Source organism: Microbacterium gilvum (assembly GCF_039543865.1).
Classification (GTDB): Bacteria; Actinomycetota; Actinomycetes; order Actinomycetales; family Microbacteriaceae; genus Microbacterium; species Microbacterium gilvum.
On the sequence record NZ_BAABKO010000001.1, the window covers coordinates 50,149 to 71,179 of the forward strand.

The following is a 21,031-nucleotide window of genomic DNA, read 5'->3' on the forward strand; positions in this document are numbered from 1 at the left end:
GGCGCGCCACGGCCGACCTGCCAGGCGCCGCACGTAGACTCGGGGAGCCATGATCAAGCCCGACCTCACCGTCCCCATCCCCGAGCGCATCGACGCCGTGCACTTCATCGGCATCGGCGGCTCCGGCATCTCGGGGCTCGCCCGCATGTTCCTCGCCGCCGGCATCCCGGTGTCGGGGTCGGACCGCGCGGAGAGCCAGAACACGCGCGATCTCGAGGCGCTCGGCGCGACCGTGTCGATCGGCCACGACGCCGCGAACCTGGGCGACGTCGACACCGTCGTGTACACGGGGGCGATCTGGCCCGAGAACCCGGAGTTCCTCGCCGCGAAGGAGCGCGGTCTCGCGGTCATCCACCGCTCGCAGGCCCTGCACCACCTCATCCGCGGACGCCGCCTCGTCTCTGTCGCCGGCGCGCACGGGAAGACGACGTCGACGGGGATGATCGTCACGGGGCTCACGGCCCTCGACGCCGACCCCTCTTTCGTCAACGGCGGGGTCATCCAGTCGGTCGGCGCGTCCAGCGGCATCGGCTCGGGCGAGCTCTTCGTCGTCGAGGCCGACGAGTCGGACGGCACGTTCCTGCTGTACGACACGGCCGTCGCGCTCATCACCAACGTCGACGCCGACCACCTCGACCACTACGGCTCGCACGAGGCGTTCGACGACGCGTTCGTGCGCTTCGCCGACGCGGCGAGCGAGGCCGTCGTCATCTCCTCCGACGACGCCGGCGCCCAGCGCGTCGCCGCGCGTCTCGCGCATCCCCGCGTGCTGACCTTCGGCGAGGCCGAGGGCGCCGACATCCGCGTGGTCGACATCGCGACGGACGGCCCGGTGTCCTTCGCCCTCGAGCACGACGGCGTCCGCGTCCCGGGCGCCCTGGCCGTGCCCGGCCGCCATAACGCGGTCAACGCCGCCGGCGCGGTCGCTGTGCTGATCTCGCTCGGCTACGCGCTGGAGCCGGCGCTGCGGGCCGTGGAGGGATTCGGCGGCACCGTGCGCCGGTTCGAGCTGCACGGCGTCGAGCGGGGCGTCAGCGTGTACGACGACTACGCCCACCATCCCACCGAGGTGGCGGCCGCGCTGTCGGCCGCGCGCACGGTGGTGGGCTCAGGGCGCCTCATCGCCCTGCACCAGCCCCACACCTACTCCCGGACGCAGCTCATGGCGGGCGAGTTCGCGCGCGTCCTCGAGGACCTCGCCGACCACACGGTCGTGCTCGACGTCTACGGCGCGCGCGAGGACCCCATCCCCGGCGTCACGGGCGAACTCGTGAGCGGCGCGTTCGCCGACCCCGAGAACGTGCACTTCGTCGCCGACTGGCAGGCGGCGGCCGACTACACGGCCTCCGTCGCGCGCGAGGGCGACTACGTGATCACCCTCGGCTGCGGCGACGTGTACCGCATCATCCCCCAGGTCCTCGGCTCGCTCGCCCGCACGGGCGACGGGGCGGCCCACTAGGCGGCCATGCGGCGTCCGGGTCCGCTGCCGTCCTCCTCCCGCGCGGAGGCGGAGCACGTCTCCGCCGACGAGACGCGTCGGGAGGCGGAACGGCGTTCCACCATGCGGCGGCTCGGCATCGAGGATCGCGAGCCCGCGAGGGAGCCCGACGTCGACACCGCGCCGATCGCGGTGCTGCGCCCCGCAGACCCGTCCGCCGACGGACGGGACGAACCGTCCGTCGGCGTCTCGGACGAGCCGCGGACGCCGCGCGCCTCCGTGTGGCGTGCGGCGCGGGCGCGCCGCAGGGCGCTGCGCTCCGAGGTCAAGCGGTTCACGGCGCGCACCCGCCGCCGTCGTCGCGCCTGGCTCATCGGCATCGGCGCCGTGCTCGCGGTCGTGGCGGCGAGCGCCGGAGCGGCGTACAGCCCGCTCTTCGCCGTCGAGCGGATCGTCGTCGAGGGCGCGGATCAGCTCGACGTCCCCGCCGTGGAGGCCGCCCTCGCCGAGCAGGTCGGGACGCCGCTCCCGCTCGTCGACGCGAGCGCGGTCAAGGCCGCTCTCGTCGGATTCCCCCTCATCGAGACGTACGCCCTCGAGGCGCGCCCGCCGCACGACCTCGTCGTGCGCGTCGTGGAGCGGACCCCCGTGGGCGTCGTGCAGGGCGAGGCCGGGTTCACCTCGGTCGACGCCGCGGGCGTGGCGCTCGCGACCTCCGCCGAGCCGCCGGCCGGACTGCCCCTCATCGACGCCTCGGGCGGAGCGGGCTCCTCGGCTTTCCTCGCGGCGGGGCAGGTCGTCCGCTCGCTGCCCGCCGACCTGCGTGCGCGCGTCTCGAACGTCACGGCGACCTCGCCGGAGGACGTCGCGTTCGCGCTCGACGGCGGAGCGCTGCAGGTCATCTGGGGGAGCGTCGACGACTCGCCGGAGAAGGCGAGCGCACTCACGGCCGCCCTCGGCGCCGAGCTGCCCGAGGGCGTGACGACCTTCGACGTCTCGGCGCCGGGCAACGTCATCGTGCGCTGACGACCGGATCCGCCACTTTCTGCCGACACGCCCACGCGCATTGCCGCGCACCCGACGGTGCGCCCCGTAGCGTCGAGCACGGAAGAAATACATACCGGGCAACACTTTAACCCTCCAGCTGAACGTGAAGGTTGAAGCCCGGAAAGCTTGGGTTCGATACGGAGGCCGGCATGAGCCAGAACCAGAACTACCTCGCCGTGATCAAGGTCGTCGGCGTCGGCGGCGGTGGCGTCAACGCGGTGAACCGCATGATCGAGCTCGGGCTGCGCGGCGTCGAGTTCATCGCGGTCAACACCGATGCGCAGGCGCTCCTGATGAGCGACGCGGACGTCAAGCTCGACGTCGGACGCGAGCTGACCCGCGGACTCGGAGCGGGCGCCGACCCCGAGGTCGGCCGTCGCGCGGCGGAGGATCACGCCGAGGAGATCGAGCAGGCCCTCGCGGGTGCCGACATGGTGTTCGTGACGGCGGGCGAGGGCGGCGGCACGGGTACGGGCGGCGCGCCCGTCGTGGCCCGCATCGCGAAGTCGATCGGCGCCCTCACGATCGGCGTCGTGACGAAGCCGTTCTCGTTCGAAGGGCGACGTCGCCAGAACCAGGCGGAGCTGGGCGTCGCGACCCTGAAGGAGGAGGTCGACACGCTCATCGTCGTGCCGAACGACCGCCTGCTCGAGATCAGCGACCGCGGCATCTCGATGGTGGAGGCGTTCGCCACCGCCGACCAGGTGCTGCTCGCCGGCGTGCAGGGCATCACGGACCTGATCACGACCCCCGGTCTCATCAACCTCGACTTCGCCGACGTCAAGTCGGTCATGCAGGGCGCCGGGTCGGCGCTCATGGGCATCGGGTCCGCGCGTGGAGCGGACCGCGCCATCAAGGCGGCGGAGCTGGCCGTGGAATCGCCCCTCCTCGAGGCGTCGATCGAGGGCGCGCACGGCGTGCTGCTGTCGATCCAGGGCGGTTCGAACCTGGGCATCTTCGAGATCAACGACGCCGCCCAGCTCGTCAAGGAAGCGGCTCATCCCGAGGCGAACATCATCTTCGGCACGGTCATCGACGACACGCTCGGCGACGAGGTGCGCGTGACCGTCATCGCGGCCGGATTCGACAGCGGAGAGCCCCAGCCGCGCGTCGACGTCCCCGCCTTCGGCGGTCGGACGGAGCCCCAGAAGCCCACCGCCCTCCCTGTCGCGCCAGCGGCCCAGCCGGCCGCCGACAAGCCGGCGGACACCGGCTCGGAGCGGGAGGCGGTCGGCGTGGCCGCGACGTCGAGCCCCGTGCTGCCCGATGCCGGCGGATTCGACCCGGCGTTCGCCGACGACGACCTCGACATCCCCGACTTCCTGAAGTGAGCGGTCTCGCCGAGCGCCTCGCCTCCGTCGATGCGCGCATCGCGGACGCGGCGCGCTCGGCGGGGCGCGATCCCGCAGGCATCACGCGCATCGTCGTGACGAAGTTCCATCCGGCCGCGCTCGTGCGGGACCTGCACGCGCTCGGCGTGACGGACGTGGGGGAGAACCGGCAGCAGGAGCTCGTGGCGAAGGCGGAGGAGCTCTCCGACCTCGACCCCCTGCGCTGGCACTTCATCGGCCAGCTCCAGACGAAGAAGGCGCGGGCCGTGCGTCGGCGTGCGTCGGCCGTGCACTCGGTGGACAGGGAGCGCCTCGTCGACGCGCTCGACACGGCAGCCGAGCCGGGTGCCCCTGCGCTCGACGTGCTCGTCCAGGTGAACCTCACGGACGATCCGTCCCGGGGCGGCGTCCCCGCCGCCGATGTCGAGGCGCTCGCCGAGCGCGTGCTCGCCGCGCCGTCGCTGGCGCTGCGCGGCGTCATGGCGGTCGCGCCGCTCGACGAGGCGCCCGCTGCCGCGTTCGCGCGGCTGGCCGCATGCGCCGACCGCGTGCGCGCCCTCGCTCCCGACGCGACCTGGATCTCGGCCGGGATGTCGGCCGACCTCGCCGAGGCGATCGCCTGCGGCGCGACACACCTGCGGATCGGCTCCGCAATCACCGGCCCGCGCGACACGCGGGGCTAGCCTCTGAGAAGACGCGAAGACAACGGAGGACGTCATGGCGAACCCGCTCAAGAAGACGATGGTCTACCTCGGCCTCGCCGACGAGGAGGAGTACGAGGAGGAGGCTTCCCAGCCCCGCTCGCACCGCGAGGAGCGCGTCGTGCGCGACGAGCGCCCCCACCGAGAGGAGAAGGTCATCGAAGAGCTGGCCCCCGCACCGGTCACGCCGCTGCGCCGTCCCGCCGTCGTCCGGCAGCCCGCTGCCGGCGCCGTCAACGAGATCGTGACGGTCCACCCCAAGCAGTACCGCGACGCGCAGACCATCGCGGAGCACTTCCGCGAGGGCATCCCCGTCATCATCAACCTCTCGCAGATGAGCGACGCCGACGCACGTCGGCTCGTCGACTTCGCGAGCGGCCTCTCGCTCGGACTCTACGGACGCATCGAGCGCGTCACGAGCAAGGTGTTCCTCCTCTCGCCGGAGAACATCGCCGTCTCGGGCGACGGAGGCATCGCGCACGCCGACATCGAGTCGGCGCCGTTCGCGCAGTCGTGACGCGTCCGCGCGTCGCGATCGATCAGGATCCGCCGTCGTGAGCATCATCGGCGTCATCGCCTCGATCCTGAACTTCGCGCTCCTGCTGTACATCTTCGTGCTGTTCGGACGTCTCGTCCTGGAGTACATCCCGATGTTCAACCGCGAGTGGCGTCCCCGGGGAGCCGTTCTCGTCCTCGCCGAGGTCGCGTACACGCTCACCGACCCGCCGATCAAGATGTTCCGGCGCGTCATCCCCCCTCTGCGCGTGGGGGGCATCGCGATCGACTTCGCCTTCGCCCTCACGATGCTCGTGTGCTTCATCCTCCTGTCGGTCACACGGGCGTTCATCTAGACCCTCATCCGCCGCTTCCGGAACGGCAACGTCCGGGAGCGGTGGTTATGCTGTCAACCACGGACACGGCCCAGGGCGCATCCCGGCCGCCGACCGAGTACTCATCGAAAGAGGAGCCAACACCATGGCATTGACCCCGGATGACGTCGTCACCAAGCAGTTCCAGCACGTCCGGTTCAAAGAGGGCTTCGACCCGGACGAGGTCGACGACTTCCTGGATGAGATCGTCGTCGAGTGGCGCAAGACCATCGAGGAGAACGAGCAGCTGAAGGCGAAGCTCGCGGCCTACGAGTCGGGAGAGGCCCCTGCCGCCGTCGAGGAGCCCGTGGCCGAGCCCGCTCCCGTCGTCGAGCCGGAGCCCGTTCCGGCGCCCGCTCCCGTCGTCGAGGCCGCGCCCGCCGCGCCCGCGCCGACCGCGACCGCGTCGAGCGCCGCGAGCATCATCGAGCGCGCTCAGCGCCTCCACGACGAGCACGTCGCCGAGGGCCAGGCGACCGCCGAGCAGATCGTCTCCGACGCGAAGTCGCAGGCGAGCCGCATCGTCGCGGACGCCGAGGCGAAGCAGCGCGAGGTCACCGCGCAGCTCGACTCCGAGCGCAAGACGCTCGAGGGTCGCATCACGGAGCTCCGCCAGTTCGAGCGCGACTACCGCCAGCAGCTGCGCAGCTACTTCGAGACCAAGCTGAAGGACCTCGACTCCACGGGTTCGTCGTCGGGCTCCAGCCCGGTGTCGGCCATCGGTCTGTAAGACCGGCGTTGTCGGGCCGACCCCCTCTGCGTGCCGCGGCGGCCGGCGCCACGATCGCGATCCTCGCGCTCGTGGTGCTGGCCGCCGACCAGTTCACCAAGCAGCTCGCCATCTCGGCGCTCCCCGAACGCGAGGCCGTGCCCGTGGTGGGCGACGCGCTGCAGTGGTACCTCGTCTACAACCCGGGTGCCGCGTTCTCGTTCGGCGAGGGCGTCACCTGGATCTTCACGATCGCGATGGCCGCCGTCGCCGCCGGGATCGTCTGGCTCGCCGCGACGCGGATCCGCTCGCGGCTGTGGGCCGTGGTGCTCGGGCTGCTGCTCGGCGGCGTGCTCGGCAACCTCACCGACCGCCTGTTCCGCGATCCCGGCTTCGCCGTCGGCCACGTCGTCGACTTCATCCTCACGCCGTGGATGTGGTTCTGGACGACGCCGGCGATCTACAACGTCGCCGACATGTTCATCGTGACCATGATGATCGCCGTCGCGGTCCTCGTCCTCGTCGGGATCGGATTCGACGGACGACGCGAACGTCGCGCCCCCGCGGACCCGGCATCCGCCACCGACGCCTCGACGACGGAGGCGCCCGCGGCCGACGAGGGCACGGCGGAGCGCCCGGCATGAGCGAGTTCCGCCGTCTCCCGGTTCCGGACGGCCTCGACGGTGCGCGCGTCGACGCCGCGCTCGCCAAGATGCTCGGCTTCTCCCGCACCTTCGCGGCGGAGGTCGCCGAGGCGGGCGGGATCGAGCTCGACGGGCTCGTCGTCGGGAAGTCGGACCGCGTGTCGGCCGGCTCCTGGCTCGACGTGTCGTGGTCGCCCAAGGAGGAGCCGCGCGTCGTCGCGACCGTCGTGCCCGAGCTCGGCATCGTCCACGAGGACGACGACATCGTCGTGGTGGACAAGCCGGCGGGCGTCGCCGCGCATCCGTCGCTGGGATGGCAGGGCCCGACGGTCCTCGGGGCCCTGCTCGCTGCGGGTGTGCGCGTCGCGACGACGGGGGCCGCGGAGCGGCAGGGCGTCGTCCACCGCCTCGATGTCGGCACGAGCGGCCTGATGGTGGTCGCGAAGAGCGAGCGGGCCTACACGCTCCTCAAGCGCGCGTTCAAGGAGCGCACGGTCGACAAGATCTACCACGCCGTCGTCCAAGGTCATCCCGACCCTCTCGCCGGCACGATCGACGCGCCGATCGGTCGCCATCCGAGCCACTCGTGGAAGTTCGCCGTCACGCCGGACGGCAAGGACTCCGTGACGCACTACGAGACGATCGAGGCGTTCCCCGGGGCCTCGCTCCTCGAGATCCATCTGGAGACGGGACGCACGCATCAGATCCGCGTGCACATGGCCGCGCATCGGCACCCCTGCGTCGGCGACCCCCTGTACGGCGCCGACCCGACGCTGTCGGCGCGGCTCGGGCTGACGCGGCAGTGGCTGCACGCCCACGAGCTCGCCTTCGCCCATCCCGCATCGGGGGAGTGGGTGCAGTTCTCCTCGGAGTACCCCGCCGATCTCGCGCACGCGCTGGCGGTCCTGCGCGGGGAGTAGCGGGCGGGCCGTGGCCTCCTGTCGGACGCGAAACGTAGACTCGAGGCATGGCGTCCGACTCCTTCGTCCACCTGCACGTCCACAGCGAGTACTCCATGCTCGACGGGGCGGCCAAGCTCGGGGCCATGACGCAGGCGGCAGCCGACTACGGCATGCCGGCGATCGCCGTCACGGACCACGGCAACACCTTCGCGGCGTTCGAGTTCTACAAGGCGGCGAAGGCCTCCGGCGTGAAGCCCATCATCGGGCTCGAGGCGTACGTGACGCCGGGGACGCACCGCGGCGACAAGTCGCGCGTGCAGTGGGGATCGCCCGATCAGAAGAGCGACGACGTCTCGGGATCGGGCGCCTACACCCACATGACGATGTGGAGCGAGACGACGCAGGGCATGCACAACCTGTTCCGCCTCAGCTCGCGATCGAGCATGGAGGGCTACTACTTCAAGCCCCGCATGGACCGCGAGCTCCTGCAGACGTACGGCAAGGGCCTCATCGCGACGACGGGATGCCCGTCGGGCGAGATCCAGACGCGGCTCCGTCTCGGCCAGTACGACGCGGCCAGGGCGGCCGCGGCGGAGTTCCAGGACATCTTCGGCAAGGAGAACTACTTCGCCGAGATCATGGACCACGGCCTCTCCATCGAGCGGCGCGTCATGACCGACCTGCTGCGGCTCGCGAAGGACCTCGGCATCCCCCTGGTCGCGACCAACGACTCCCACTACACGCACCAGCACGAGGCCGACGCGCATGCCGCGCTCCTGTGCGTGCAGTCCGGCTCGACGCTCGACGACCCGAACCGGTTCAAGTTCGACGGCGACGGCTACTACGTCAAGACGGCCCAGGAGATGCGCGAGCTCTTCCGCGACCATCCCGAGGCGTGCGACAACACGCTCCTCATCGCCGAGCGATGCGACGTCGAGTTCAACACCTCGGCCAACTACATGCCGCGCTTCCCCGTCCCGGAGGGGGAGACGGAGGAGAGCTGGTTCGTCAAGGAGGTCGAGAAGGGCCTGCACTACCGCTATCCCGAGGGCATCCCCGACCGCTCGCGGGAGCAGGCCGAGTACGAGACCGGCATCATCCTGCAGATGGGCTTCCCCGGCTACTTCCTCGTCGTCGCCGACTTCATCAACTGGGCGAAGGACAACGGCATCCGCGTGGGACCCGGCCGAGGATCCGGCGCCGGCTCGATGGCGGCGTACGCCATGCGCATCACCGACCTCGACCCGCTCGAGCACGGCCTCATCTTCGAGCGCTTCCTCAACCCCGACCGCGTCTCGATGCCCGACTTCGACGTCGACTTCGACGACCGGCGCCGCTCCGAGGTGATCGACTACGTCACAGAGAAGTACGGTTCCGAGCGCGTCGCGCAGATCGTCACCTACGGCACGATCAAGTCGAAGCAGGCGCTCAAGGACGCCGGCCGCGTGCTCGGGTTCCCCTTCAGCATGGGCGAGAAGCTCACCAAGGCGATGCCGCCCGCCGTGATGGGCAAGGACATGCCCCTCGACGGCATGTTCAACCCCGAGCATCCGCGCTACAAGGAGGCGAGCGAGTTCCGGACGGTCATCGAGACCGACCCCGAGGCGCGCACCGTCTTCGACCGCGCCGTCGGCCTGGAGGGGCTGAAGCGCCAGTGGGGCGTCCACGCCGCCGGCGTCATCATGTCGAGCGAGCCGCTCATCGACATCATCCCGATCATGCGCCGCGAGCAGGACGGCCAGATCGTCACGCAGTTCGACTACCCCGCGTGCGAGTCGCTCGGCCTCATCAAGATGGACTTCCTGGGGCTCCGCAACCTCACGATCCTGTCGGACGCCCTCGACAACATCCGCACCAACCGCGGGGAGGAGCTCGATCTCGAGCACCTCCCGCTCGACGACCGCGGGGCCTACGAGCTCCTCTCGCGCGGCGACACCCTGGGCGTGTTCCAGCTCGACGGCGGGCCCATGCGCTCGCTCCTGCGCCTCATGAAGCCCGACAACTTCGAGGACATCTCGGCCGTCATCGCGCTGTACCGTCCAGGCCCCATGGGCGCGAACTCGCACACGAACTACGCGCTCCGCAAGAACGGGCAGCAGGAGATCACGCCCATCCATCCGGAGCTCGAGGAGCCCCTGCGCGACATCCTCGACACCAGCTATGGCCTCATCATCTACCAGGAGCAGGTGATGGCGATCGCGCAGAAGGTCGCCGGCTTCAGCCTGGGCCAGGCCGACATCCTGCGGCGCGCCATGGGCAAGAAGAAGAAGTCCGAGCTCGACAAGCAGTACGAGGGCTTCGCGGGCGGCATGACCGAGCGCGGCTACGGCGAGGGCGCGATCAAGGCGCTCTGGGACATCCTGCTGCCGTTCTCGGACTACGCCTTCAACAAGGCGCACTCGGCGGCGTACGGCGTCGTGTCGTACTGGACCGCCTACCTGAAGGCGCACTACCCGGCCGAGTACATGGCCGCCGTGCTGACGAGCGTCGGAGACTCGCGCGACAAGCTGGCCATGTACCTCAACGAATGCCGGCGGATGGGCATCCACGTGCTCCCGCCCGACGTCTCGGAGTCGATCGGGTTCTTCGCCGCCGTCGGCGACGACATCCGCTTCGGGCTCGGCGCCATCCGCAACGTCGGTTCCAACGTCGTCGACGGCATCATCGCCGCGCGATCCGAGGGGCCGTACACCGGCTTCCACGACTTCCTCGCGCGCGTGCCGATGCACGTCGCGAACAAGCGCACGGTCGAATCCCTCATCAAGGCGGGGGCGTTCGACACCATGGGATCGTCGCGCCGGGCGCTCCTCGAGGTCCACGAGCAGGCCGTCGAGCTCGCCGTCACCGACAAGCGCAACGCCGCGGGTGGCGCCATCGGGTTCGACTTCGACAGCCTGTGGGACGAGCCGGAGGCGGCGCAGAAGGTACCGGAGCGCCCCGAGTGGACGAAGAAGGACAAGCTCGCTTTCGAGCGCGAGATGCTCGGCCTCTACGTCTCCGACCATCCGCTGGCCGGGCTCGAGGTGCCCCTCGCGAAGCACCGTTCCATCACGATCAGCGACCTGCTCGCCTCCGAGGACCTGCAGGACGGCGACCAGGTGACGGTCGCCGGGCTCGTCACGAGCGCGCAGCACCGCGTGGCGAAGCAGAGCGGCAACCCCTACGGCATGATCACCGTGGAGGACTTCGACGGCGAGGTCACGGTGATGTTCATGGGGAAGACCTACACCGAGTTCCAGCCGATCCTGCAGCAGGACTCCGTCCTCGCCGTGCGAGGCCGGGTCTCGCGCCGCGATGACGGGCTCAACCTGCACGCGCAGTCGGCCTTCGTCCCCGACGTCGGGGCCCTCGAGGCCGCAGGCCCCCTCCTGCTGCTCCTGCCGGAGCAGCGCGCGACCGAGCAGGTGGCGGAGTCGCTCGCCGAGGTCCTGCGCCGCCATCGCGGCGAGACCGAGGTGCGGCTCAAGATGCATCGTGGCCGGACCGCGAAGGTGTTCGAGGTGCCGATGCCGGTCTCGATCACGGCGGAGCTGTTCGGCGACCTCAAGGCGCTGCTCGGACCCCAGTGCCTGGGATGACCCCGGACCCGACAGCGCACACCAGTAGGATCGACGCGATCCGACGACGGAAGGAACCCCGGTGACCGACCAGCAACACGGCAGCGCGCCCGCTCCCCAGCCCGATGGCGCCGCCGCCCCGCAGAGCGGCGTCGGGCCGTTCACGGCCCGCGAGCTCATCCTCGTCATCCTCGGCGGGCTCCTCTTCCTGTTCTCGTTCTTCTCCCTCATCCGCTTCGCCTACGTGCCGATCTGGGCGAGCGGGCTCGACTGGGTGCTGGGGGTGCTCTTGCCCGTGGGCGCCGCGTTCCTGCTCGTGCTGCGCCGCCTGGCCCCGAGCGCGATCACTCGCGTGGGCTCGCTCGGCGTCGACCAGGTGGCCTCTGTGGCGTTCTCCGTCGCCGCGGTGACGTGGCTGGGGCGCATCGGATGGTCGTACGGGGCGGCCACGTGGGTGCCATGGCTCGAAGCGCTGCTCGCGCTCGCCGGCGTGTTCTTCACGGTGGTCGCGCCGTTCGTGCCGCCGTTCCGCGACGACTTCGCGGGGCGAGAGGAGAGCGTCGCGCATCCGGCGGCGCGGGCCGCGCGGCCTATCCTCCGGGCACCCAAGCCCGAGCCGGCGTGGCAGCAGCCGGGAGCGCAGGCGCCCGCAGCGAACGGGTGGGACCCGCAGAACCCGTACGCCCCGCAGCAGGGCACGCAGGGAGCGTACGGTCAGCAGCCCTTCGGGCAGCCCGCGCCCTACGGACAGCAGCCGTACAGTCAGCAGCCCTATGGGCAGCAGCCTTACGGGCAGCAGCCCTATGGACAGCAGCCCTACGGGCAGCAGCCGTACAGTCAGCAGCCCTATGGGCAGCAGCCGTACAGTCAGCAGCCCTACGGGCAGCAGCCTTACGGGCAGCACGCCCCGTCGGCTCAGCCGGCGGGTGAGCCGTGGGCTCCCGTGTCCGATGCCCGCGCCGACGCGCCGTCGACGCCGAATCCCTACGCCGACGCACCCGACGCGCAGGCGAACGCCCCGGAGCCTGCCGCCGCGGCGGATCCGTTCGCAACTCCTGCGCCGACCGCGGATGCCGCGCCGGCGCACGCCGACGCGTCCGAGGAGGGCGCCGCTGCGGCCGCGGAGGACGACGTCGTGACGGATGCATCCGAGCAGTCGCCTGCCGAGCAGACGTCCGGCGCCGACGAGGGCATCTACGACACGATCCTCACGAGCGACGACGACGAGCACGTCGAGGTGACGGAGCCCGACGCGGAGCAGCCGGCGCCGGCTCCGCACGGCGGCGTCGACGAGCTCGCGCCGATGTTCGACGAGACGGGCGCCGTCCCGGTCGCCGAGCCCGCCGCGCAGACGCAGGCGATTCCCGCCTCGCAGCCGTTCTGGGCGCTCGTCCCCGTCGAGCGCGACGTCGTCGACGAGCACGGCGCGCCCGTGTTCCGGATCGGTCCGACCGCCTGGGCGCTCGTCCTCGAGGACCGCGGCGACCACTTCGTCGTCCGTGACGACGACGGACGGATCGGCTACCTCACGGACGTCAGCGGCGTCACCCGCGGCTGACGGTTCCCTCCCGGTCGGGCGGCTCCGTCACGGGCCGCCCGCCGGGCGCGGGATAATCGGTGCATGCGCACCATCGACCTCCGCGGCCGCACCCTCGACCCCGCCGAGCTGCTGGCCGTCGTCCCCCGGGCCGCAGAGGCCCTGCAGACCGCTGCGACCGTCGCTGCCGACATCGTCGCTGACGTCCGCCGCCGCGGGGAGGAATCGCTGCGGGAGCAGGCAGCCCGCTTCGACGGCGTCGAGGGCCATGACATCCGCGTGCCCGCACAGCACATCGCCGAGGCGCTCGCGGCGCTCGACCCTGCCGTGCGCGACGCGCTCGAGACGGCCATCCGCCGTGTGCGCGAGGCATCGGCCGCGCAGGTGCCGGCGGCCGCCGAGACGGCGATCGGGCGCGGGGCTCGGATCGTGCAGCGCTGGCAGCCCGTCGCGCGCGCGGGCGTCTACATCCCCGGCGGCAAGGCGGTCTACCCCTCCAGCGTCGTGATGAACGTCGTGCCCGCGCAGGTCGCAGGCGTTCCGAGCATCGCTCTCGCGTCGCCCGCGCAGGCCGATCAGGGCGGGCGCGTGCACCCGACCATCCTCGCGGTCGCCGGCCTGCTGGGCGTCGACGAGGTGTACGCGATGGGCGGAGCCGGCGCGATCGGCGCGTTCGCGGCCGGCGTCGCGAGCATCGGACTCGATCCCGTCGACGTCGTCTCGGGCCCCGGCAACAACTTCGTCGCCGCCGCCAAGCGGGCCGTCGCGGGATCCGTCGGAACCGACGCCGAGGCCGGGGCGACCGAGATCCTCGTCGTCGCGGACGACTCGGCCGACGCGCGCCTCATCGCCTACGACCTCGTGAGCCAGGCCGAGCACGACGAGCAGGCCTCCGCCGTGCTCGTGACGACCTCCGCGGAGCTCGCCGACGCGGTCGAGCGCGCCCTGCCCGGGATCGCCGGCGCGACCCGGCACGCCGAGCGCGTCGCCACGGCGCTCGCCGGCGAGCAGTCGGCCATCGTGCTCGTCGACGACGCCGCGTCGGCCGAAGCGTTCAGCAACGCCTACGCGCCCGAGCACCTCGAGCTCCACCTCGCCGACGCCGACACGGCCGCCGCGCGCTACACGAGCGCGGGAGCCGTCTTCGTGGGCGCCTACGCACCCGTGAGCCTCGGCGACTACCTCGCCGGGTCGAACCACGTGCTGCCGACGGGCGGCCAGGCGCGGTATGCGGCGGGTCTCGGCGCGCACACCTTCCTGCGTCCGCAGCAGGTGATCGCCTACGACCGCGACGGTCTCGCAGACGTCGCAGACGCGATCGTGGCGCTGGCGGACGCCGAAGCGCTGCCCGCGCACGGCGAGGCCGTCACGGCCCGGTTCGCGGGGGAGTAGGCGTCGTGCACTGCCCGTTCTGCCGCCACGGCGACTCCCGCGTCATCGACTCGCGCACGAGCGACGACGGCCTCTCCATCCGGCGACGCCGCCAGTGCCCGCAGTGCGGGGGTCGATTCTCGACCATCGAGACGTCGAGCCTCAACGTCATCAAGCGCTCCGGCGCCGTGGAGCCCTTCAGCCGCGACAAGGTGGTGTCGGGCGTGCGGAAGGCCTGCCAGGGCCGTCCCGTCACCGACGCCGATCTCGCCCTCCTCGCGCAGAAGGTCGAGGAGGCCGTCCGCCAGACCGGGCTCAGCCAGCTCGAGGCGAACGACATCGGCCTGGCGATCCTCGGCCCGCTGCGCGAGCTCGACGAGGTCGCCTACCTGCGCTTCGCGAGCGTGTACCAGGCGTTCGACTCGCTCGAGGACTTCGAGACGTCGATCGCGGATCTGCGCGCCGACCGGCTCCGCCGTCTCGAGGCGGAGCCGTCGGCGGCGGACTGACGGCCGCACCCGATACCCTGGCGGGGATGTATCCCCTCCTCTTCCGGCACGTCCTCACGCGCATCGACCCCGAGTCGGCGCATCACCTCGGCATGCTCGCGATCCGCGTCATGGGCACCCCGCCCGTGTCCTGGGCCGTCCGGGCGCTCACCAGGCCCGATCCGCGGCTGGCGGTCCGCGCGCTCGGCGTGGAGTTCCCGACGCCGTTCGGCATCGCCGCCGGCTTCGACAAGAACGTCGTCGGCGTGCGCGGGCTCGACGCGCTCGGCTTCGGACACGTCGAGGTCGGCACGCTCACGGCCATCCCGCAGCCCGGAAACCCCGCGCCGCGCCTGTTCCGCCTCACGGCCGACAGGGCGCTCGTGAACCGGATGGGGTTCAACAACAAGGGCGCAGCGGCAGCCGCCCGCCGGCTCGCGCGGCTGCGACGCGGGGGAGCCGTCGTCGGCGTCAACATCGGCAAGAGCCGCGTCGTCTCGGTCGATGATGCGACGGCCGACTACGTCGCCAGCGCGCGCATCCTGAGCCCGCTCGCCGACTACCTCGCCGTCAACGTGTCGTCGCCGAACACCCCTGGGCTGCGTGGTCTGCAGGCCGTGGAGACGCTGCGCCCCCTGCTCTCCGCCGTGAAGGAGGCGGCCGGCGAGACGCCTCTCCTCGTGAAGATCGCGCCCGACCTCCCCGACGACGAGGTCGAGGCGGTCGCCCTCCTCGCGGTCGAGCTGGGACTCGCCGGGCTCATCGCGACGAACACGACGATCTCGCGCGACGGCCTCTCGAGCGACCCCGCGACGATCGTGGGCGCGGGGGAGGGCGGGCTCTCCGGCGCGCCCCTGAAGGCGCGGTCGCTCGCCGTGCTCGAGATCGTCCGCCGCGCCGTCCCCGATCCGGCGTTCTGCGTCGTGTCCGTCGGCGGCGTGGAGACGGCGGCCGAGGTGCAGGAGCGACTCGACGCAGGCGCGACGCTCGTGCAGGGATACAGCGGGTTCATCTACGAGGGCCCGTTCTGGGCGCGACGGCTCAACCGCGAGCTGGCGGCGCTGCGCGCCCGCCGCTGACGCGTCCGCACAGCGAAGAAGCCCCGAACCCGCCGTCGGCGGGTTCGGGGCTTCTTCGCGAGCGGATCAGACCGGGTACTGGCCGCGCTTGACCTGGGCCTTCGGCAGGCGCATGAAGCGCATCTGCACCGAGCGCATGGCGGCGTACCAGCCGAGGCCGCGCTCGAGCTTCTCCTTGCCGCCGAACTTCTCCGCGGCCTTCCGCTTGATGCGGTTGGACAGCAGGACCATGTCGCCCACGGCGAACAGGATGAAGATCCACAGCACGATGAACGACCAGTACTGCGTGACGTAGAGGGGGATGAACGTCGCGACGATGACGAGGAGCATCATCGGCATGAGGAACTCGCCGAGGTGCCATCCCGCGTCGACCCAGTCGCGCGCGAAGCGCTTCTGCGGACCCTTGTCGCGGATGGGGAGGTACTTCTCCTCGCCGTTGGCCATCCCGATGCGGGCGCGCTCCTGGCGGACGCGCAGCTCGGCCTTCGCCGCCTGCCTCGCCTCCTTGGTGTCGGGCACGAGCGGGCGGCGGTTGGCGGCCTCGCGCTCGGCGCGCGTCGGCGTGGGTCGTCCCTTGCCGGCAGGGGGCGTCGCCTCGGACGCGTCGTTCTCGGCGGAAGGTGTCTTGGCCATGGAGGAACCTCGGAAGTCTGCTCGCGGGATTTCCCTAAGATTACCGGCATGACCTCCCAGCTCCCTGCGGAACACCAGCTCCTCGACGCCGCGGAGGGCGGCATCCCCTCGGCGATCGCCGATCTCGGCCGTCTCGTGCGGATCCCGGGCATCGCGTGGCCCGCCTTCGACCAGGAGCAGCTGCGTCGCAGCGCCGCCGCGATCGCCGAGCTCGCCGAGGGCACGGGCGTCTTCGACGAGGTCCGCGTGCTGCGCGCCCGCATCCCCGGAACCGACGAGGAGGGGCAGCCCGCCGTCCTCGCGACGCGCGCCGCACGAGGCGGCCGCCCCACCGTCATGCTCTACGCCCACCACGACGTGCAGCCTCCCGGCGACGACGCCCTGTGGGAGACGCCTTCGTTCGAGCCGACCGTGCGCGACGGCCGCCTGTACGGGCGCGGAGCGGCCGACGACAAGGCCGGCGTGATGGCCCACATCGCCTCGCTCCGCGCCCTCCACGAGACGTACGGCGACGACCTCGACCTCGGGATCGTGCTCTTCATCGAGGGCGAGGAGGAGTACGGCTCGCGATCGTTCACGCAGTTCCTCTCCGACAACGCCGAGGCCATGCGCTCCGACGTGATCGTCGTGGCGGACTCCGGGAACTGGGATTCCGAGACCCCCGCCGTCACGGTGTCGCTGCGCGGGAACGCGAAGTTCCACCTGACGGTGCGCACCCTCGACTACGCGTCGCACTCCGGGATGTTCGGCGGTGCCGTCCCCGACGCCATGCTCGCGACCGTGAAGCTCCTGTCCACGCTCTGGGACGACGCCGGGGGCGTCGCCGTGGAGGGGCTCGCGGTCCGCGATGCGCAGACGCCCGCTTACGACGAGCGCACGCTCCGCGACGAGACGGGGCTCCTCGAGGGCGTCCGTCCGATCGGGGACGGCACCATCCTCTCGCGCATCTGGAACAAGCCGTCGATCACCGTCACGGGCATCGACTTCACGTCGGTCGCCGCGGCGTCGAACACGCTGTCGCCCGAGGTGACGGTGGTCGTGAGCGCGCGCGTCGCACCGGGTCAGACGGCGGAGGACGCATACGCGGCGATCGAGCGGCACCTGCGCGCGCATGCGCCGTTCGGCGCCGAGCTCGCGTTCTCCGACGTCGACCTCGGCAACGGGTTCCTCGTCGACACGAGCGGATGGGCCGTCGAGCTCGCCCGCGGCGCGATGGCGGACGGATACGGGAAGGATCCCGTCGACTACGGGGTGGGGGGATCCATCCCCTTCATCGCCGACCTCGTGGAGCGCTACCCCGGCGCGCAGATCCTCGTCACGGGCGTGGAGGACCCGCATTCGCGCGCGCACAGCCCGAACGAGTCCCTCCACCTCGACACGTTCCGGCACGCCGTCCGCGCCGAGACCCTCCTGCTCGCGCGAGCGAACGCGCGCACGGTCTGACGCCGCGCGTGCGGGGGCAGGATCCGCCGATCCCGCTCCCCGGTTCCGGCGTTACGATGGAGCGAACCCGCCGCCGCGCGCGGCCATCCCGAAGGAGCGTCATGACAGACACGACACTTGCGGCCGACGCCGCGACGCGCGCTCACGGCGTGAGCCTCAGCGACGCCGCAGCGGCCAAGGTCAAGAGCCTGCTCGAGCAGGAGGGCCGCGACGACCTGCGGCTGCGCGTCGCCGTGCAGCCCGGCGGCTGCTCCGGCCTCATCTACCAGCTGTACTTCGACGAGCGCTACCTCGAGGGCGACGAGACCGTCGATTTCGACGGCGTCGAGGTCATCGTCGACAACATGAGCGTGCCCTACCTCGACGGCGCCTCGATCGATTTCAAGGACACGATCTCGGAGCAGGGGTTCACCATCGACAACCCCAACGCGTCCGGTTCCTGCGCCTGCGGCGACAGCTTCCACTGAGCTCCGGCGCCTCCCGCGCCCCGAGAGCCCCGCGCCACGCCGGTGCGGGGCTCTCGCATTGTCCGGATCTGCCGCAGGATGTCGCGCACGCGCTGGGAGCTTGGCCGGAATCGGGTGTGCGCTTGCCCTAGACTTGCAGATGCCCTATCCACGTTCGAAAGGTGAATTCGTGCCGTCGAAACGCCATCTCCGCTGGGCTGCGATCCCCGCCGTCGCCGCGGCAGCCGTCGCTCTTGCCGGGTGCACGCCCACGGAACTGCACGGATACCTCCCCGGGTTCGACGAATCCGGGGTCGCGACCACCAACCACACCGACCTCATCGCGTCGCTGTGGGTCGGGTCGTGGGTCGCCGCGCTCGTCGTCGGCATCATCACGTGGGGCCTCATGCTGTGGGCGATGGTCGTGTACCGCCGCCGCAAGGGCCAGACGGGTCTGCCCGTCCAGCTGCGCTACAACATGCCCATCGAGATCTTCTTCACCTCGGTGCCGCTCATCCTCGTCCTGGGACTGTTCGCCTTCACGGCGCGCGACCAGGCGACCATCGAGGAGCCCCACGCGGACCCCGACGTCGAGATCACCGCGATCGCGAAGCAGTGGGCCTGGGACTTCCAGTACGACGGCGAGGCGGAGGACAACTCCGACGCCGTCTGGACCATGGGCATCCAGGCGCAGACCGACGCCGACGGCAACGTCGACCAGTCGCAGCTGCCCACGCTCGTGCTTCCTGTCGGCGAGCGCGTCACGATCAACCTCGAGTCGCGCGACGTCATCCACTCCTTCTGGATCATCGACTTCCTCTACAAGAAGGACATGTACATCGGCCACGACAACTCGTGGTCCTTCATCCCGACCCGTGAGGGGTCGTACGAGGGCAAGTGCGCCGAGCTCTGCGGCGAGTACCACTCGATGATGCTGTTCAACGTCGAGGTGGTCAGCGTGGCGGAGTACGAGGCGTACCTCGACGAGCTCGAGGCCAAGGGCCAGACGGGCGACATCAACGACGCATACGACCGTCTCTCGAACAACCCCGGTACCGGGTCTGTCGCGACGACGGAAGAGGAGCACTGAACATGGCGACCGTCACCGAACGCCAGACGCCGCTTCCTCCGCGCCAGGCCGCTCTGCTGAGCGGCTCGCGCGTGGAGCAGAAGGGCAACATCGTCGTCAAGTGGATCACCTCCACCGACCACAAGACGATCGGGTACATGTACCTCATCGTCTCCATGCTCTTCTTCTGCCTCGGCGGCGTCATGGCGCTCGTCATCCGCGCCGAGCTGTTCGCGCCGGGCATGCAGATCGTGCCGACGAAGGAGCAGTACAACCAGCTCTTCACGATGCACGGCACCGTGATGCTGCTGATGTTCGCGACGCCGCTGTTCGCGGGCTTCGCGAACGCCCTCCTGCCGCTGCAGATCGGCGCACCCGACGTCGCGTTCCCGCGACTGAACGCCTTCGCGTTCTGGCTCTTCACCTTCGGCTCGATCATCGCCGTGGCCGGCTTCCTCACCCCGAAGGGCGCGGCGTCGTTCGGATGGTTCGCCTACCAGCCGCTCGCGAACGCGTCGTTCTCCCCTGGCGTGGGAGGCAATCTCTGGATGCTCGGCCTCGGCATCTCGGGCTTCGGCACGATCTTCGGCGGCGTGAACTTCATCACGACGATCATCACGATGCGCGCTCCCGGCATGACGATGTGGCGCATGCCGATCTTCACGTGGAACACGCTCATCACGAGCCTGCTCATCCTCATCGCGTTCCCCGTGCTCGCCGCGGCCATGTTCGCCGCCGCGTCCGACCGCATCTTCGGCTCGCACGTGTACGACCCCGCCAACGGCGGCGTGCTCCTCTGGCAGCACCTGTTCTGGTTCTTCGGCCACCCCGAGGTGTACATCATCGCGCTGCCGTTCTTCGGCATCGTGTCGGAGATCTTCCCGGTCTTCAGCCGCAAGCCGATCTTCGGCTACAAGACGCTCGTGTACGCGACGATCGCGATCGCGGCGCTGTCGGTGTCGGTGTGGGCGCACCACATGTACGTGACGGGCGCGGTGCTGCTGCCCTTCTTCGCGCTCATGACGATGCTCATCGCGGTGCCGACGGGCGTGAAGATCTTCAACTGGATCGGCACGCTGTGGCGCGGCTCGGTGACGTTCGAGACGCCGATGATGTTCGCCCTCGGCTTCCTCGTGTCGTTCGTGTTCGGCGGTCTGACGGGTGTCATCCTGTCGTCGCCCCCGCTCGACTTCCACCTCAGCGACTCGTACTTCGTCGTCGCGCACTTCCACTACGTCGTGTTCGGCACGGTCGTGTTCGCGATGTTCGCCGGCTTCTACTTCTGGTGGCCGAAGTGGACGGGCAAGATGCTGAACGAGCGTCTCGGCTACGTGCACTTCTGGATGCTGTTCATCGGCTTCCACATGACGTTCCTCATCCAGCACTGGCTGGGCGTGGACGGCATGGTGCGCCGCTACGCCGACTACTCGGCGGCGGACGGGTGGACGTGGCAGAACCAGCTCTCGACGATCGGCTCCATCATCCTGGGCGCGTCCCTGCTGCCGTTCTTCCTCAACGTGTGGATCACGGCGCGCACCGCGCCGAAGGTCACGGTCAACGACCCGTGGGGCTACGGCGGATCGCTCGAGTGGGCGACCTCCTGCCCGCCCCCTCGCCACAACTTCACGTCGATCCCGCGCATCCGCAGCGAGCGGCCCGCGTTCGACCTGAACCACCCCGAGGCGGGCATCCCCGTCGGCGTCGGTCCTGCCAAGGACGCGCCGGACGCGCCCGTCGTCGACCTCGCGGAAGGCAAGGTGAAGTGAC

General features: G+C 70.7%; 19 protein-coding genes. 18 read left to right on the forward strand and 1 reads right to left on the reverse strand.

Going from position 1 to position 21,031, the window contains the following annotated elements:
• Positions 1-49: 49 nt before the first annotated feature.
• The 14 genes from murC (at position 50) to ABD998_RS00290 (ending at position 15,673) form a co-directional block, all read left to right on the forward strand.
• Complete coding sequence (gene murC / locus ABD998_RS00225; RefSeq protein ID WP_345434722.1) at positions 50-1,459, forward strand: UDP-N-acetylmuramate--L-alanine ligase; 1,410 nt, start codon at positions 50-52, stop codon at positions 1,457-1,459.
• A gap of 6 nt (positions 1,460-1,465) precedes the next feature.
• Positions 1,466-2,464, forward strand: a complete 999-nt coding sequence (locus ABD998_RS00230) for an FtsQ-type POTRA domain-containing protein (protein WP_345434724.1) — start codon at positions 1,466-1,468, stop codon at positions 2,462-2,464.
• A gap of 170 nt (positions 2,465-2,634) precedes the next feature.
• Positions 2,635-3,816, forward strand: a complete 1,182-nt coding sequence (ftsZ, locus tag ABD998_RS00235) for a cell division protein FtsZ (protein WP_345434726.1) — start codon at positions 2,635-2,637, stop codon at positions 3,814-3,816.
• Positions 3,813-4,499 (forward strand): YggS family pyridoxal phosphate-dependent enzyme, encoded by a 687-nt coding sequence (locus ABD998_RS00240; RefSeq protein WP_345434729.1) that lies wholly within the window; start codon positions 3,813-3,815, stop codon positions 4,497-4,499. The genes ftsZ and ABD998_RS00240 overlap by 4 nt, the downstream gene beginning before the upstream one ends.
• A 34-nt stretch (positions 4,500-4,533) precedes the next feature.
• Positions 4,534-5,034 (forward strand): cell division protein SepF, encoded by a 501-nt coding sequence (locus ABD998_RS00245; RefSeq protein ID WP_345434731.1) that lies wholly within the window; start codon positions 4,534-4,536, stop codon positions 5,032-5,034.
• A 37-nt stretch (positions 5,035-5,071) separates the two neighbouring features.
• A complete protein-coding gene (locus ABD998_RS00250; protein WP_345434733.1) occupies positions 5,072-5,368 on the forward strand; it encodes a YggT family protein in 297 nt (98 codons plus the stop codon).
• Positions 5,369-5,492: 124 nt separating this feature from the next.
• Positions 5,493-6,116 carry a DivIVA domain-containing protein gene (locus ABD998_RS00255; protein ID WP_345434735.1) on the forward strand — a complete coding sequence of 208 codons (624 nt, stop codon included), beginning with the start codon at positions 5,493-5,495 and terminating at the stop codon, positions 6,114-6,116.
• 8 nt (positions 6,117-6,124) lie between these two features.
• Positions 6,125-6,739, forward strand: coding sequence for a signal peptidase II (locus ABD998_RS00260; RefSeq protein WP_345434737.1), 615 nt, complete (start codon positions 6,125-6,127; stop codon positions 6,737-6,739).
• Positions 6,736-7,659, forward strand: a complete 924-nt coding sequence (locus ABD998_RS00265; RefSeq protein WP_345434739.1) for an RluA family pseudouridine synthase — start codon at positions 6,736-6,738, stop codon at positions 7,657-7,659. Before ABD998_RS00260 ends, ABD998_RS00265 begins: the two co-directional genes overlap by 4 nt.
• 47 nt (positions 7,660-7,706) lie before the next feature.
• Positions 7,707-11,219 carry a DNA polymerase III subunit alpha gene (gene dnaE / locus ABD998_RS00270; protein WP_345434741.1) on the forward strand — a complete coding sequence of 1,171 codons (3,513 nt, stop codon included), beginning with the start codon at positions 7,707-7,709 and terminating at the stop codon, positions 11,217-11,219.
• Between the two features lie 61 nt (positions 11,220-11,280).
• The gene (locus tag ABD998_RS00275; RefSeq protein ID WP_345434743.1) at positions 11,281-12,756 is read left to right on the forward strand and encodes a hypothetical protein; all 1,476 of its coding nucleotides are present in this window, start codon (positions 11,281-11,283) and stop codon (positions 12,754-12,756) included.
• Positions 12,757-12,819: 63 nt separating this feature from the next.
• Positions 12,820-14,127 carry a histidinol dehydrogenase gene (hisD, locus tag ABD998_RS00280; RefSeq protein WP_345434745.1) on the forward strand — a complete coding sequence of 436 codons (1,308 nt, stop codon included), beginning with the start codon at positions 12,820-12,822 and terminating at the stop codon, positions 14,125-14,127.
• Positions 14,128-14,132: 5 nt separating this feature from the next.
• Positions 14,133-14,615, forward strand: a complete 483-nt coding sequence (gene nrdR / locus ABD998_RS00285; protein ID WP_345434747.1) for a transcriptional regulator NrdR — start codon at positions 14,133-14,135, stop codon at positions 14,613-14,615.
• Positions 14,616-14,641: 26 nt separating this feature from the next.
• Positions 14,642-15,673 carry a quinone-dependent dihydroorotate dehydrogenase gene (locus ABD998_RS00290; protein WP_345434749.1) on the forward strand — a complete coding sequence of 344 codons (1,032 nt, stop codon included), beginning with the start codon at positions 14,642-14,644 and terminating at the stop codon, positions 15,671-15,673.
• A 66-nt stretch (positions 15,674-15,739) separates the two neighbouring features.
• Here ABD998_RS00290 and ABD998_RS00295 read toward each other — a convergent pair whose 3' ends face one another.
• The gene (locus tag ABD998_RS00295) at positions 15,740-16,306 is read right to left on the reverse strand and encodes a DUF3043 domain-containing protein (protein ID WP_345434751.1); all 567 of its coding nucleotides are present in this window, start codon (positions 16,304-16,306) and stop codon (positions 15,740-15,742) included.
• Positions 16,307-16,354: 48 nt separating this feature from the next.
• On the opposite strand from ABD998_RS00295, the gene ABD998_RS00300 reads away from it, so the two are divergent.
• The 4 genes from ABD998_RS00300 (at position 16,355) to ctaD (ending at position 21,030) form a co-directional block, all read left to right on the forward strand.
• Positions 16,355-17,749 carry a dipeptidase gene (locus tag ABD998_RS00300; RefSeq protein WP_345434753.1) on the forward strand — a complete coding sequence of 465 codons (1,395 nt, stop codon included), beginning with the start codon at positions 16,355-16,357 and terminating at the stop codon, positions 17,747-17,749.
• Positions 17,750-17,850: 101 nt separating this feature from the next.
• Positions 17,851-18,216, forward strand: coding sequence for an iron-sulfur cluster insertion protein ErpA (gene erpA, locus ABD998_RS00305; protein WP_345434755.1), 366 nt, complete (start codon positions 17,851-17,853; stop codon positions 18,214-18,216).
• 169 nt (positions 18,217-18,385) lie between these two features.
• Positions 18,386-19,285, forward strand: a complete 900-nt coding sequence (gene ctaC / locus ABD998_RS00310; RefSeq protein ID WP_345434757.1) for an aa3-type cytochrome oxidase subunit II — start codon at positions 18,386-18,388, stop codon at positions 19,283-19,285.
• Between the two features lie 2 nt (positions 19,286-19,287).
• Positions 19,288-21,030 (forward strand): aa3-type cytochrome oxidase subunit I, encoded by a 1,743-nt coding sequence (gene ctaD / locus ABD998_RS00315; protein ID WP_345434759.1) that lies wholly within the window; start codon positions 19,288-19,290, stop codon positions 21,028-21,030.
• The last annotated feature ends 1 nt before the right edge of the window (position 21,031 follow it).

Bases quoted from the DNA above. Each gene is read 5' to 3' on its own strand.
- erpA (WP_345434755.1), top strand. From the start codon at position 17,851: ATGACAGACACGACACTTGCGGCCGACGCCGCGACGCGCGCTCACGGC.
- ftsZ (WP_345434726.1), top strand. From the start codon at position 2,635: ATGAGCCAGAACCAGAACTACCTCGCCGTGATCAAGGTCGTCGGCGTC.
- ABD998_RS00295 (WP_345434751.1), bottom strand. From the start codon at position 16,306: ATGGCCAAGACACCTTCCGCCGAGAACGACGCGTCCGAGGCGACGCCC.
- dnaE (WP_345434741.1), top strand. From the start codon at position 7,707: ATGGCGTCCGACTCCTTCGTCCACCTGCACGTCCACAGCGAGTACTCC.
- ctaD (WP_345434759.1), top strand. From the start codon at position 19,288: ATGGCGACCGTCACCGAACGCCAGACGCCGCTTCCTCCGCGCCAGGCC.
- ABD998_RS00290 (WP_345434749.1), top strand. From the start codon at position 14,642: ATGTATCCCCTCCTCTTCCGGCACGTCCTCACGCGCATCGACCCCGAG.
- murC (WP_345434722.1), top strand. From the start codon at position 50: ATGATCAAGCCCGACCTCACCGTCCCCATCCCCGAGCGCATCGACGCC.
- ABD998_RS00245 (WP_345434731.1), top strand. From the start codon at position 4,534: ATGGCGAACCCGCTCAAGAAGACGATGGTCTACCTCGGCCTCGCCGAC.
- ABD998_RS00265 (WP_345434739.1), top strand. From the start codon at position 6,736: ATGAGCGAGTTCCGCCGTCTCCCGGTTCCGGACGGCCTCGACGGTGCG.
- hisD (WP_345434745.1), top strand. From the start codon at position 12,820: ATGCGCACCATCGACCTCCGCGGCCGCACCCTCGACCCCGCCGAGCTG.
- ABD998_RS00255 (WP_345434735.1), top strand. From the start codon at position 5,493: ATGGCATTGACCCCGGATGACGTCGTCACCAAGCAGTTCCAGCACGTC.
- ABD998_RS00230 (WP_345434724.1), top strand. From the start codon at position 1,466: ATGCGGCGTCCGGGTCCGCTGCCGTCCTCCTCCCGCGCGGAGGCGGAG.
- ABD998_RS00300 (WP_345434753.1), top strand. From the start codon at position 16,355: ATGACCTCCCAGCTCCCTGCGGAACACCAGCTCCTCGACGCCGCGGAG.